This is a genomic window from Porphyromonas uenonis 60-3 (assembly GCF_000174775.1).
GTDB classification, from domain to species: domain Bacteria; phylum Bacteroidota; class Bacteroidia; order Bacteroidales; family Porphyromonadaceae; genus Porphyromonas; species Porphyromonas uenonis_A.
This window is the reverse complement of the sequence record NZ_ACLR01000123.1, coordinates 25,670-39,635: the sequence shown is the minus strand read 5'-3', so window position 1 is coordinate 39,635 and position 13,966 is coordinate 25,670. Positions and strand designations below refer to the sequence as shown.

Genomic DNA, 13,966 nt, shown 5'->3' with positions numbered 1-13,966 from the left:
TCTGTTTATTGTAGCACTAACACACCGTCTTACTCCTTTTCACTGCCATAGCTACCGTAGCTGCCATAGCCATAACTGCCGTAGCCGTACCCATAGGCGGAGGCTCCTATTCCAGCATCATTGAGTACGACGCATAGTCCCTTGAGTCGCTTATCACGATAGAGCGCCTCCAGCTCGTGGAGGAGACGACGTGGTAGGTGATTCTCACGAACGACCATGATCGTAATGTCGGTCAGATGACTGATGACTCGTGTATCAGCAAGATTGAGGACAGGTATCGTGTCCATGACGATATAGTCAAAGGCTTCATCAGCATACTGCAGAAGCTCCTCAAAGCGTGGCGACATAAGTAGCTCGGTAGGGTTGGGAGGTATGGGACCACTGGGAAGGAAGATGAGAGACTCAGTCTGTAGCGAGGGAGACATAATCTGCTCTGGTGTAATCCGAGCATCAGAGAGATAGGAGGAGAGTCCTAGTTGACCTCTGCAGTGCATACCGATTGCTTTCGAGAGGGTGTTCTTGCGAATGTCGCAATCTATGAGGAGTACCCGCTTGCCCGACTGAGCTAAGCTTAGAGCTAGATTGGACGAGGTAAAGGTCTTACCCGATCCAGGTATAGCGGAGGTGACTAGGATGCGCTTGACAGGAGCTCCATTGTCAGGCGCTAAGAAAGAGATGTTGGAGCGTATTACGGTGAAAGCCTCCGAGACGAGACTACGCCGATGGCGCCCGACGACAAACGTTCGTGAAGCCTGATCGATCACCTCACTCTGCTCCTTTTGGTGTCAGGCCGATGAGCTGATCCTTCAGCTGCTCACCAGTACTCTTGACGTGGTGCTTGGAGGCCTTGTAGTGTGGCACCTCTCCTAGTACAGGTATAGTCGTGTAGCGCTCTACTATCAGCCTTGCCACGTACCTTATTGTTAGCGATGCTACGTATGTAGATTATGGCCGTTGGGATCAGCAGTCCGAGCAGGCCCGCAGCCAGCATGATGATTGGGACACGAGGGCTGACAGGTGCGACCGGTCCTGTGGGTGCTTGGATGAGTCGTGCGTTTGACTCGGCCGACTCTATGGAGAGTGCGTTTTGCTCCCGTACATTGAGGAGGAAGAGGTAGAGCTCCTCCTTGATCTTCTGCTGTCGGTAGATGCTTCCTACGATGCGCTCCTGCATAGGCACGGAGGTGATGCGTCCCTTATAGCTAGACTGCTCAGAGAGTATACCTTGTCGCTCCACTTCGAGGGTCGATATGAGGTTATCTATGGAGGTGATGATAGAGAGCCTCTGAGCAGCAAGCTGTGTGTTGAGCTCCTGGACGAGCGGGTTCTGGCTACTGGAGTTGGCCTGTAGCTGGTCACGCTTGAGTAGGAGTTCGTTGTACTTAGCGATAGCTGCTTCGATGGCAGGAGAGGCTATGCCCACATTGGCGGGTATGAGCGCCTCCATCTGATTCTTGTCCTTGAGGTGTCCACGGACAAACTGAGCGATGGAGATACTATTGTTGAGCTCGACGAGACGCGTCTTGATCTCTGAGCGCCCCTTGATATATTCCTGAGCTTCGGCCTGTATATCGGCGATCTGCTGTGACTGCTTGAAGCCTTCGATCTCAGCGTCTACCTGTCCTAGCTCAGAGCTAATGATCGCTAGGCGGTCATCGACGAAGCGCTGGGTGCTCTCAGCAACCTTCACCTTGTCCTCGCGCTCTAGCTCTGTGTAGACGAGGATGAGGGTAGAGAGAAAGTCCTCGGCGAGCTGTGGATTGCTAGACTGCATGGTAAGCTTGATGACGGAAGCATCTTTCTGCTGGAGTGATACTTGGAGAGATCTCATATAGCTATCCACGATGGAGTGAAAGTTCTCTTTCTGCACTTTCAGCACCTCATAGCTAGGGAAGTTGCTGTAGTATGGTGTTGCCTCTACGACTACCTGACCAATGGGTGTAGCTATGGTGTCACCTAGTGGTGCCGTGATAGGCTCCTGAACCTTGCCTACGAGCGAACTCTTGATGTCGTAGAGTATGACTTGGCTGTCAGATCCCTTGTCTGGCTTGACACGGAGTGTAATCTTTTCATCTGGATCTGCATTGACAAAGCGGATAGAGACGGGCGACTGCTTGTAAAGGTCTTTCTCTCGTAGGCCAGCATTGTAATGGTACTGCACGTCTAGACCTAGACGTCGTACAGTCTCGCTGACGACACGCTCCGTGCTTAGGATGATGATCTGATTGGAGACGTCATCGCTGTAGGCGTGCTTATCTCCTGCAAACTGAGCCAGTTGCTGCATAGCAGAGCTCATCGGCGTCTCGTTCTTGATCAAGAGGCTAGCCGAGCGACTGTACTGATGCGGGGAGGACTTGATATATAGGAATCCTAGAGTCAGGCATACGATGAGTGATAGCAGTATGAAGAGCCAGTTGGCCTTCAGGATCATGAGGATGTCTTGCAGAGAGAGCGTACTGGCCTCCTCTAGGGAGCGTGCTGGCTCCTGCTGGATCGAATCTGTAGCGTATTCCATACTAAAAATAAACCGTGCTAAGTGGTAGGTGTGAGCGCAGAAAGAACTTATCTCCTCTGGTTAGCTACGATGGTAAAGACAAAGGTGGTCAGAGAGGTCGCTGTGCTGATGACGCTGAGCCAGGTCCCCACATTGTTATTGGGGTTGATACTAGCCGTCTGCGCTTTAGCATCGTTTGGCTCTACATATACGATATCTCCCTGACGGAGGAAATAGCAGGGGGAGTCAAATATCTTGTCACTACGCAGGTCGTGAGCCACGATGTGTCGCTCCCCGTTGACCTCTCGGATGACCAGTACATTGTCTCTGCGCCCCTGTATGGTTAGGTCTCCCGCCATAGCGATAGCGTCTAGGATAGAGACCTGGTCACTCACCATCGGGAAGCGCCCTGGGTGAGCCACTTCACCGAGTACAGATATCTGCGCATTGAGTAGCGAGACGGTGACGGTAGCGTCATTGAGGAGACCCTTGTCGCGTAGCTCCGTAGCGATCTTCGTGTTGAGCTCGTTGCGAGTCAGTCCATCCACATGGACACGCCCCAGACCAGGGAAAGAGATGTAGCCCTCATCATCTACTATATAGCCTTGTTGCGTATTAGAGGCTGAGATGCCGAAAGCGCTATAGTATCCGACCATAGGTAGGTTAAAAGGCTCCGAGAGCTCGCGATTCTTTGAGTTGACCGTAATACCCAGCATGTCTCCCTTGACGATACGGGGGACGGGGATAGTATATTGAGAGACAGTTCCAGCTGTCGCATCTTGCAGGTAGACAACGTCTTTGCGTGATGCACAGGAGGTCGCAAGGAGAAAGATCCAAGCCAGTAGGAGACCTCCGAGGACGTGTGGATGGGTGCAAGCTAAAGGTTTCATTTGATAGAAGATGCGTTGTATAGTCATTCAGAGAGGTCGCTCCAAAAGAGTATGGCGTGCGTGTTTTGGCCTCCTCCTTTGATAGATACCCTCCCCAGTAGTTACTATAGGTTTTTGTTTTTTAGATAAAAGCAAAGGTACGGATAATAACTGATTCAAGGACCTTTTGCGTAAATCTCGAATCCGTTTAGTTAGTGCAAGGCGCTTTCTAGGAAGCCTATGGAGGTAATTCGATGGCGTGCTAGGGTCTGTGCTATTGCTTTCACATCATAGCACTTAGGCGAGCTGACCAACTCATACGCTCCCTCCTGATGGTGCTCCAGATCGAAGAGCTTGATCAGGGTGTCAAAGCGACTGCAACCGCCATGGTTGTTGACGATGGCGACAAAAGGCTTGCCAAAGATGAGCGAGAAGGCGACCCCGTGGAAGGAGTCCGTCACCACGCACTGAGCGTTGAGGATCCCCTCAAGCCACCTCTCTACGGGAGGCAAGATGCACGCCTCCAGTTCTTGTCCACGCTTCGTCCAGTGGCGCCACGGAGCGAAGAGGTGGTACGTCGTATGATGCGACTCAGCGATCTGCCGTGCGAGCTCCTCCTTGTGCGGTGTGTGTGTCAGCATATAGGCGAAGACTTCTCCCGAAGGCTCCTCCCGCAGTCCAAGCTGGTCAATGTACTCCTCCTTCGTAAAGAGCATTGTCGGGTCCAGCACCCACTGAGCTGTGGCGCCAAACCGTTGCGCTAAGAGTGGCACGGCCGAACTCTCGCGCACCGATATAGCCACAAAGCGGCTCAAGAGCTCACTGTAGAGAGCCGTCCGCTCAGGAGCTATGTCTATCGGATCCACTCCAAAGGAAGCCGCATAGGCTATGCGTCGCACTGGGTCTGCCTCAGGAATAAAGCCGAGGAAGTAGTCGTCCAGCATTGGGACAAACTCCTGTCGCCACACCTGATCACTCCCCACGACATAGGCATGAGCAGGTTGCTTTCGGTAGTGTTGTCGTAGCTGTGCGTCACTGCGTAGCGGTGGCGAGAGTGTTATGTGCTGCTGTACGAAGCGTGACGTGTGCTGTAGTACGACACGCTCCGATCGTATAGACTGATCGTAGGAGATCCGCTTGACGGTGCGAACCTGTGCCTCAGCCCATCGCCTTAGCCGAGAGCGACGGTCGAAAGGTATGTCCAGCGTCACAGGCTCGTAGTCCATCTGACGCAAGGCTTGCTGTAGTGCATAGGCCTGCATGATACCCCCATAGTTAGCCCCTAGAGGGTGGGTCAGTATATGGATTCGTTTAGTCGTCATCGTCTTAGTTTGGTAAGTTCTTTGGAGCCTGTCGCCTCTTGGAGAGATGCAGGTAGCCCTTCACGAGTTGTCGCTCTTCGACAGTCAGCGAGAGCGTCAAGATGACCACGACACACAATCCGCCAAGCAAGATAGACGCCACCAGTAGTCCCCAGATAGAGCCTACGTAGGGGAGCAGGTGCCGATAGAGGTAAGCCCCCACTAGCATGACGATGGTCGGAGGTAAGATAGGTAGCACCACCCGCTTGAGGTAGTAGCCCACGCCTAGAGCATGATATCTGTAGGAGAGCACCAGTCGTACCGCTAGGCATGCTATGGAGACCAATATATTAATGTATATAGAGTACTCTGGTGGGGCACCCAACCAGAAAGCCAGCATAGAGAGCGGTAGGATCATGATGATCATGCCCCCGACCACTACTTGGTAAATGCGTACTCGCCCCGTCGCTTGGATCCCCGTCATGAGCGCACCAGAGAGGCTCTCTATGAGCAGTACGATCAGCGTCCACTGGAGTAGTAGGCTCGCATAGGCAGGTGGCTTGACAAGCCACAGACGGAGCAGTAGGTCCAGGTCTAGCGCAAAGGGGATCACCACGCAGAGCATCAGCAGGTAGGATATCTTAGCACTGGCGCAGATGAGCTTATGCAGGTAGCCATACTCCTCGGCAGCGTACGACTTGATAATCTGCGGATTGGCCGCCATCTGATAGTTATTGGCAAAGGTAATGAGCGCACCACGCACCGAGTTGACAATGCCAAAGGCTGCATTCAGAACGGGACCGAAGAAGTAGTTGTAGACGATGTTGATACCCTGCGTCTGAGCCACGGCAGCGAGATTGCCAAAGAGGTTCCACCCCGAGTAGGAGAGTATCTCTCGGTAAGCCGACCTGTCCCGTACCCAGCGAAAGTGTACCTGACGAAAGAGCCTACGCGTGCACCCCACGTAGCAGAGCGCCATCACGCCACTGACGGCAAGGAGCAGGATAGGGTAGAGGAGGAGTTTGTCGCCAGCGTATGCCTTCAGGAGTAGCACGGCACCCAGTCGTAGCGAGATGTCCACGATGCTGAGCAGGGCAAAGAGATTCATCCGCTCGTGAGAGACGATGAGACTTTGAAACGGGGTGAGCAGCATGTTGACCACGAAGGTCCCCAAGGAGATAAAGTAGATCCACAGCGCCACCGTCAGTCGCTCGGGCGGAGCCACCAGATGGCTCGGCACGTACCATAGACCGAAGGGGATCGCCACGGCGCAGATGAGCAGGATCAGTAGTAGCTGCACCACGATCGAGACGCTGTAGACGCGCCCCACGCCTGAGTCGTTGCCCCGTCCCAGCTCGTAGGAGTAGAAGCGCTGTGTGGCGGCAACCATCGCCCCATTGACAAAGCCAAAGGCGGTCACCAAGCTCCCCACCACCTGATAAACCCCGAAGTCCTCCACACCGAGCGCTGCTAGGAGCACCCTAGAAATATAGAGGGAGAGTAGGGTGACCACCGCCATACGCACGAAGAGGAAGAGCGTATTGCGAGCGATACGCTGCGTGCGAGACGATGGCATCGTGTGCGCATCGGTAGTCTGGTCGTGTAGCTCTTGTGCCATAGGATCTGCTGAGCAGGAGGGTGCGACCGTCCTGTGACAGCCTCACCACTGCAAAGGTAGTGAATTCGTACGACCAGCCACTTCGCCCATCACCTAGACTAATTCATGCGAAGGACGTAGCGCTCTATGAATGATTTATATATATTTGTAGGCGTAACACCCTTGACACTAGACACCCACAAACTAAAACCCTATAACAATGATGAAGCCCATTACCTACATGAGATGCGCAGCTTCTCTTCTTGCACTTTTGCTGCTAGCCACTTCTTGCTGTAACTGTGTGCCACCGACTCCTCAGGAGCCACAAGAGAACACCTTCAAGGCCAAGTTTACGGCCACGCCCAACTCCTTCTCAGGCGATGGAGGCTATGGGAAGGTTTATGGAGTGCTACAAGAACTCTCTCCCAGCGGAGAGCTACTCCATGAGACCCCGCTGGAGGACTCAGAGTTTACGCTGCACTTTGAGAAGTATTCCTCTGAGATAGAGCCTTGTGTGTATGGGCCCAATGAGTTTTTTGTCCGAGGGGGTATAAATGCTAAGACCTTTAAGATTGAAGCTGAGGTCATCAGTGGCAAGGGTAAGGGCTGTAAGCAGACCATCCTCATAATGCGTGGCGGATGGAGATTCTCTTTCAAAGCCGAGCCAAGTCAGTTCACCTCGAAGGGCGGGACTGGTAAAGTGATAGGGACGATGTATATTACAGACTTTGATGGAAACGTCGTTCGTGAGGGCAATCTCTGTGATAGCAACTTCGGACTCAATGTAAGTGGTAATCCAAAGGGTATCACGGTTGACTTCGATGCGAAGACCTTCACGGTCGCAGCGGGTGGCCCAGCGACTTTCGAACTACGGGCTTATACAGGTTATGGACAGCCATATCTCATCGAGATAAAGCGTGAAGGCTGAGAGGCTTCTCGTCACCCATCTCGCTCTAACCTCTAAATTCTAACATCTAATTTCTAGCCTCCAACCCACCCCCACGAGGAATTTGTGATTTCCTCGGTGGGGAGTTTGCTTTCTGCACCGAGGAGTAGAAAAATTTATCGGAACTTCGAAATCTTTCTTCCGAAGTTTCATTTCATTCTTCCGAACTTTTATTTCCCGGTTCCGTGGAGAATTTTCTTTTCCTCCCTCGCTGCCTCGAAATTCCTCCGTGGAGACCGTTTGGAGGATAAGATGAGTCGGGCGCTTTTTATGGCTCTTTGTTAGTCCTGGCGCAGGATACAGCAAACGCACGACCGTGAATCCCTACGAGAGGGTACACGGTCGTGCGTTTTTGTATAGATGCTAGTGGATCGCTAGTGACTAAATGCGGTAGGCAAAGCCTGCAAAAGCGTAGATATTGTAGAGCGGGAAAGGCATCATCGTAAAGCTCCTGTCGAGAGCAGGCTCGAAGCTCATATTGAGCTGTGTGGTCAAGCCAAGTCGCTGATGAAAGAAGTAGTCGAAGCCTATCCGTACACCCATATCTAGCTTGTTGAAGTGATCTGATAAGTCGAGGTCTATAAGATGCCCTGGCTGGAAGGGTGTACCATTGAACGTGCCGTCACCATCGAGTGTCACCTTAAAACTCTGCTGCATCAGGTAGGAGAGGTAGAAGCCCACCTGCATGCGAAACTTGTCACTAGTCGTATGGTAGGCGACCAGCATCGGGAGCGTGAGGTAGTAGTTGATGAACTCGGTGCTGTTATTGCCCGTAAAGAGTCCCCACGCAGCTTCCTGACCTTCGCCCATATTGATGCGCATATCAGTGGCATGGGTACAGACGTACATCCCCTTGCGCTCCATCTCTAGACCGGTGTCTAGATGCCACCCCTTAGTGTCGGGGAGGTGGTAGGAGAGCCATCCCTTGATGGCGATGTTCATGTGGGGATTCCACGTATAGATCTTGTCGATCGCTTTAGGCTTGGGTAGTGGCGTGGTTGCTCCGACATTGAGACCAGCTTTGATACCAAACTCTAGGTCGTCTTTGCTCTCCTGAGAGGCTTGTGCCCACAGGAGGGGAGTCGTGAGGAGTGCCAGTAGGAGACCGATAGCTCCTCGGTGTAGTTGCCGTGTAGTCATATCTGTAGCGGGTTACTTCTGGGTGGGTATGCCGAGTGTCACAGTAAAGTCGTCAATACGTAGGCGACTGCCGATGGCTCCGATGAACTTATCCCCATCAGCACTTGACGAGAAGATGAGGACCATGCGGTACTTGCCCTTCTGAAAGTCTATCTGCTTGTAGGCCGCCTCGTGGACAATCTCTAGCTTTCCTTCAAAAGGTGTCCAGGCACCATCCTTCGTGGGGGTGGGGTGGATCTGAACTTTTGCTAAGATGCGTGGGTCTGTGTAGAGCGTCTTACCATTGAGGTAGCTATTGTCTTGCGATATGTCGTAGAAGACGCAGGCGATGGTGGCATTGTCTTGCTTACCCTTGATCTCTTTTGCGATGGCTTTGGAACCATCTATTAGCTTCTCCCCAGGGAGCCACTGATAGTACCCCTTGATAGAAAGAGGTATAGCAAAGACGGGTTGACCGAACTGTGTGCATTCGAGAGGCTTACTCATCATAAGGTCTTTTGCAAACAGTCCACTGTAGAGGGCTCCTGCAATGATGTGGCTACCGAAACCGAAGACTCTCTTCCCTTTGATAGTCATCGCCTCTAGGGCTTGACCAGTACGTCCCTTAGTGAGTGGGTGTATGGGGTAGCCTTCGGGTTTGCTTATGCCGACCCAAGCTGCGCCTACATTACTAACTGCCTCCCAGAAGGGGTCTCCAGCCAAAACCTTAGGCAGAGACTTCTCTACCGGCATTAGATAGGATGCTTCTGCTCTAGGACTTGCCCACTCGTCAAAGGTGAAGGTAATCTCCTGAGTCTTCTTCTCTGGCTTTGGCTCTGGATTAGGGTTTGGATTAGGGTTCGGATTCGGATTGGGATTAGGGTTTGGATCTGGATTGGGATTGGGATTAGGATTGGGGTTGGGGTTCGGATCTGGATTGGGATTCGGCTCTGGATTGGGGTTAGGGTTGGGCTCTGGGTTGGGGTTTGGCTTCGGGTTGGGCTTGTAGGTGCCGTTCTCGATGGCGATACGCTTAGCCTTGATAGGATCTTCGCCACTACAACTCATCGTCATGAGGAGTGACAAGGCAAAGAGTAGACTGAGGGTCCAGTAGGTTCGTTTCATATCGTACTGAGTTTACACTAAGATGCGACAAAGGTAATTATTTCCACTTATATAGCCAGGTATCTGCAGATTGCTGGCGCCAAGATTGTCCTAGCTCAGATATTATTGTTATCTTTGCGAGAGAATTGTGTGAGCCACCGCTCGCGCTAGAGGGGCGGGGGCTGTGCACACCCGATGTATGACGACTAACGTATTTAATTTCACATAGAATGAAAAGAGACCAAGAAATCTTTGATCTGATCGAACAGGAGCATCAGCGTCAGCAAAAGGGCATTGAGCTGATCGCCTCTGAGAACTTTGTCAGCGATGAGGTCATGCAGGCTATGGGTAGCTGTATGACCAACAAGTACGCTGAGGGATACCCTGGCAAGCGTTACTACGGCGGTTGCGAGGTCGTGGACAAGTCTGAAAGCCTAGCTATAGAGCGTGTTAAGAAGCTCTTTGGCGCTGAGTATGCCAACGTGCAGCCACACTCAGGTGCTCAGGCAAACATGGCAGTCCTCTTCACCTGCCTCAAGCCAGGCGACACTTTCATGGGTCTAAACCTAGACCACGGTGGTCACCTCTCACACGGTTCGCCTGTTAATAGCTCTGGTATCCTCTACAATCCTATAGGTTACAACCTGAGCAAGGAGACTGGTACGGTCGACTACGACGAGATGGAGCAGCTAGCTCGCCAGCACAAGCCTAAGCTCATCATCGCTGGTGGATCGGCTTACTGCCGCGAGTGGGACTACGCACGCTTCCGCAAGGTAGCTGACGAGATCGGTGCTATCTTTATGGTTGACATGGCTCACCCCGCTGGTCTGATCGCTGCTGGCCTACTCGAGAACCCAGTCAAGTATGCTCACATCGTCACCTCTACGACGCACAAGACTCTACGTGGTCCTCGTGGTGGTATCATCCTCATGGGTAAGGACTTTGAGAATCCTTGGGGTCTCAAGACACCTAAGGGCGCTGTCAAGATGATGTCTCAGCTACTCAACTCGGCTGTCTTCCCTGGCATCCAGGGTGGTCCGCTAGAGCATGTCATCGCTGCTAAGGCTGTTGCCTTTGGTGAGGCTCTTGATCCTTCATTTAAGGAGTATCAGAAGCAGGTGATGAAGAACGCTAAGGCGCTTGGCGAGGCTTTCGTCAAGATGGGCTACAACTGTATCTCTGGCGGTACGGATAATCACTGCCTCCTCATCGACCTACGCTCTAAGTACCCTGACCTAACGGGTAAGGTGGCTGAGAACGCACTCGTACGTGCTGACATCACGGTCAATAAGAACATGGTTCCCTTCGACTCACGCTCTGCATTCCAGACCTCTGGTATCCGTGTGGGTACGCCCGCTATCACGACGCGTGGTGTCAAGGAGGACAAGATGCCATACATCGTCGAGCTCATCGACCGCGTACTGCGCGATCCTGAGAACGAGGCTGAGATAGCTAAGGTGCGTAAGGAGGTCAACGAGATGATGTCTCCACTACCTATCTTTGCTTGGTAAGATAAACTTCACAGAGGCCATGCCTCTTAACCTGATAGAGACTGAATGCAGGGGGAACGCGCACTTAGACTTCTAAGAAGCAGACCCTAGCACTCAGTCTCTTGCTTTTTCCACTATTTGAGTCTGACCAATCCGTTGGCAGGCTCCGTACACACACTTAACCGACACACGAGAGATGCCCACACCACCGTTTAAGTACCAGCCGATGTATCCCGTAGGACCCGATCGGACTGAGTACGAGTTAATCACCTCTGACTACGTGCACACGGTCGACTGCAATGGTCACCAGATGCTCCAGGTCGAGCCTGAGGCGCTACGCATACTTGCGGAGCGTGCTATGCACGATGTAGCCTTCTACCTACGTCCCGCTCATCAGGAGCAGGTCGCATCGATACTGTCCGACCCAGAGGCTTCGGACAATGATAAGTTTGTCGCTCTCACCTTCCTGCGCAATGCCGAGGTGAGCGCTCTGGGGCAGCTCCCCTTCTGCCAAGACACTGGTACCGCCATCATCTTGGGTAAGAAAGGTCAAAACGTCTGGACTGGTGCTTGCGACGAGGAGTACCTCTCGCACGGCGTCTACGACACCTACACGCGCTACAACCTCCGCTATTCGCAAAATGCGCCCCTTGATATGTACCGTGAGGTCAATACAGGGTGCAACCTTCCTGCACAGATCGACTTGATGGCGACCGAGGGCGATGAGTATAAGTTCCTCTTTATCGCTAAGGGAGGTGGATCTGCCAATAAGACTTACCTCTATCAGGAGACCAAAGCACTACTCACGGAGGAGAGGCTCTTCCCCTTCTTAGTTGAGAAGATGCGTTCGCTAGGTACTGCCGCCTGCCCGCCTTATCACATTGCTTTCGTTATCGGAGGCACCTCGGCAGAGGCCAACCTCAAGACGGTCAAGCTCGCCAGTGCTAAGTACTACGACGAGCTACCGACCAAGGGCAACGAGCTGGGACACGCTTTCCGTGATCTAGAGATGGAGCAGCGCCTCCTGGAGGCAACCCACGAGATTGGTCTTGGAGCGCAGTTTGGCGGTAAGTATTTCGCCCATGACATACGTGTGATCCGCATGCCACGCCACGGAGCTTCTTGTCCTGTCGGACTAGGTGTGAGTTGCTCCGCCGATCGCAACGTGCGGGCTAAGATCAATAAGGATGGACTCTGGATCGAGCGGCTGGAGAAGCATCCCGCACGGCTCATCCCCGAATCGATGCGCCACGGCACCGAGGGCGAGGTCGTGAAGGTGGACCTCAACCGCCCGATGGACGAGATACGCAAGCAACTGAGCCAGTATCCTGTCTCTACCCGTCTCTCTCTATCTGGCACTATCGTCGTGGGTCGTGACATAGCTCACGCGAAGCTCAAGGAGCGCCTGGATCGTGGCGAGGAGCTACCTCAGTACATCAAGGATCACCCGATCTACTACGCTGGTCCCGCCAAGACCCCTGAGGGGATGCCGAGTGGCTCTTTCGGTCCCACCACTGCGGGCCGTATGGATCCCTATGTTGATCTCTTCCAAAGCCATGGCGGTAGCCTCATTATGATAGCCAAGGGCAATCGTAGTCAGCAGGTTACGGATGCTTGCAAGGCACATGGTGGCTTTTACCTCGGTAGCATCGGTGGCCCCGCAGCGATCCTAGCGCAGGAGAGCATCAAGCGTGTCGAGTGCCTCGAGTATCCCGAGCTAGGCATGGAGGCGATCTGGCGCATAGAGGTGGAAAACTTCCCTGCGTTCATCCTGGTTGATGACAAGGGCAACGACTTCTTCCAGCAGATCAGACAGTGCGCTGGCTGTCCTCGTGGCTAGCTACACGGCGCAGCGTCACCGCTGAATAAATAAAGAAGAGTAGGAACACACGGACTAGTGCGTTCCTACTCTTCTTGAGTTTGAGGAGTGAGGAAATCTACTTGGAGGTGAGGAGTAGCCTTTGGAGGGCTTGGCGATCGAGCTTGCCATTGTCATTGTGTGGCAAGTGAGACACGAGACGGATCTCTTTGGGGCGGTGGTAGGATGGTAGGAGCTGTTGGCAGGCTTCAGCGAGTGTCTCCATAAAGCTTTCGGAGAGGCTGTCGCCTTCTAGTACGAGTACCAGCTTTTGCCCTAGAGCGGCATCGGCTATCCAGCTGATGACGAGCGGTCTATCTAGAGCCTCGGCGAGTTTTCGCTCAATTGGCTCGGGGCTTATCTTGATTCCGCCACTGTTGATGATGTTGTCGGATCGCCCTACGATGGTAAAGCCACCATCGGGGTGTAGCTCGACGAGATCATGGGTCGTGAGGCTCGGGCCATCGGGGTAAAGCAGCCGATCCTCAATGATGAGCTCGCCTTCGGTGCCCTGGGTGAGGTGAACCCCCTTGAGGGGATAGAAGAGAGGCGAGACGTGAGGTCCGTTGAGCCGTCTCAGTGCGATGTGCGAGATGGTCTCGGTCATGCCATAAGTGGCGAAAGCGGCCACGGGGAGCGCACTGAGCTGCGCCTCCACAGCGGGATGAATGGCTCCGCCTCCGATGATCAGTTGCTCAGCCCGACTGAGCAGTTCACGCTCCGCTGGTACCTCCAGGGTGTGGTGTAGCTGTAGGGGGACGAGGGAGACGAACTGAGGTGCCACGCTGAGCGTCGCTAGTGGATGGCTCGAAGGTGGCACCACGACCAGCTCGGCTCCTGCGAGTAAGGCACGCACCACCATCATCTTAGCGCCTATGTAGCGGAGGTCCATGGCGAGGAGGAGACGCTTGCCCGCTTGGATCTGGAAGTAGCGGTTGCTCCTGAGTCCGCTACGTCGCATGGCAAGCTTCGCTAGCTGAAGCCGTTTGGGCGTGCCAGTCGAGCCGGAGGTTTGGACGGGCACATACTCCTCTTCGCTCCACCACTCCCTGAGGAAGGTGAGCAGTGGCCCTAGCACCGCTCTCCGCTCGGGTGCTAGCCCTCGGGCGAACGGCTCTAAGCTCTCGGCATCTACTCGTGCGCTGTCTATATATAGGTGCTCGGACATGGGCGGGGGATAGGTTAGTA

General features: G+C 53.5%; 11 protein-coding genes. 3 read left to right on the top strand and 8 right to left on the bottom strand.

Features of this window, described 5'->3' with window-relative positions; genetic code table 11:
• Nucleotides 1–29 precede the first annotated feature (29 nt).
• The 5 genes from PORUE0001_RS10850 to PORUE0001_RS04210 form a co-directional block, all read right to left on the bottom strand.
• Nucleotides 30–764 (bottom strand): CpsD/CapB family tyrosine-protein kinase, encoded by a 735-nt coding sequence (locus PORUE0001_RS10850; RefSeq protein ID WP_007365313.1) that lies wholly within the window; start codon nt 762–764, stop codon nt 30–32.
• A 50-nt stretch (nt 765–814) separates the two neighbouring features.
• On the bottom strand, nt 815–2,515 hold the full coding sequence (locus tag PORUE0001_RS04225) for a GumC family protein (RefSeq protein WP_007365264.1): 1,701 nt from the start codon (nt 2,513–2,515) through the stop codon (nt 815–817).
• Nucleotides 2,516–2,562: 47 nt separating this feature from the next.
• Nucleotides 2,563–3,384, bottom strand: coding sequence for a polysaccharide biosynthesis/export family protein (locus PORUE0001_RS04220; RefSeq protein ID WP_039865610.1), 822 nt, complete (start codon nt 3,382–3,384; stop codon nt 2,563–2,565).
• Nucleotides 3,385–3,575: 191 nt separating this feature from the next.
• Complete coding sequence (locus tag PORUE0001_RS04215; protein WP_007365259.1) at nt 3,576–4,685, bottom strand: polysaccharide pyruvyl transferase family protein; 1,110 nt, start codon at nt 4,683–4,685, stop codon at nt 3,576–3,578.
• Between the two features lie 4 nt (nt 4,686–4,689).
• On the bottom strand, nt 4,690–6,282 hold the full coding sequence (locus tag PORUE0001_RS04210; protein WP_007365283.1) for a lipopolysaccharide biosynthesis protein: 1,593 nt from the start codon (nt 6,280–6,282) through the stop codon (nt 4,690–4,692).
• Nucleotides 6,283–6,562: 280 nt separating this feature from the next.
• Here PORUE0001_RS04210 and PORUE0001_RS04205 point away from each other — a divergent pair, with 280 nt between their 5' ends.
• The gene (locus PORUE0001_RS04205; protein WP_007365225.1) at nt 6,563–7,189 is read left to right on the top strand and encodes a hypothetical protein; all 627 of its coding nucleotides are present in this window, start codon (nt 6,563–6,565) and stop codon (nt 7,187–7,189) included.
• 399 nt (nt 7,190–7,588) lie between these two features.
• On the opposite strand, the gene PORUE0001_RS04200 is transcribed toward PORUE0001_RS04205, so the two are convergent.
• Both PORUE0001_RS04200 and PORUE0001_RS04195 read right to left on the bottom strand, forming a co-directional pair.
• Nucleotides 7,589–8,347: a porin family protein gene (locus PORUE0001_RS04200; protein WP_007365208.1), complete on the bottom strand. Its 759-nt coding sequence runs from the start codon at nt 8,345–8,347 to the stop codon at nt 7,589–7,591.
• 12 nt (nt 8,348–8,359) lie between these two features.
• A complete protein-coding gene (locus PORUE0001_RS04195; protein ID WP_007365218.1) occupies nt 8,360–9,451 on the bottom strand; it encodes a PCMD domain-containing protein in 1,092 nt (363 codons plus the stop codon).
• A 209-nt stretch (nt 9,452–9,660) separates the two neighbouring features.
• Between PORUE0001_RS04195 and glyA the strand changes: the two genes are divergently transcribed.
• Nucleotides 9,661–10,941, top strand: coding sequence for a serine hydroxymethyltransferase (gene glyA / locus PORUE0001_RS04190; RefSeq protein ID WP_007365246.1), 1,281 nt, complete (start codon nt 9,661–9,663; stop codon nt 10,939–10,941).
• Nucleotides 10,942–11,116: 175 nt separating this feature from the next.
• The gene (locus PORUE0001_RS04185; RefSeq protein WP_007365253.1) at nt 11,117–12,760 is read left to right on the top strand and encodes a fumarate hydratase; all 1,644 of its coding nucleotides are present in this window, start codon (nt 11,117–11,119) and stop codon (nt 12,758–12,760) included.
• A 97-nt stretch (nt 12,761–12,857) separates the two neighbouring features.
• Here PORUE0001_RS04185 and PORUE0001_RS04180 read toward each other — a convergent pair whose 3' ends face one another.
• Nucleotides 12,858–13,946: an AMP-binding protein gene (locus tag PORUE0001_RS04180; RefSeq protein ID WP_007365270.1), complete on the bottom strand. Its 1,089-nt coding sequence runs from the start codon at nt 13,944–13,946 to the stop codon at nt 12,858–12,860.
• Between the last annotated feature and the right edge of the window lie 20 nt (nt 13,947–13,966).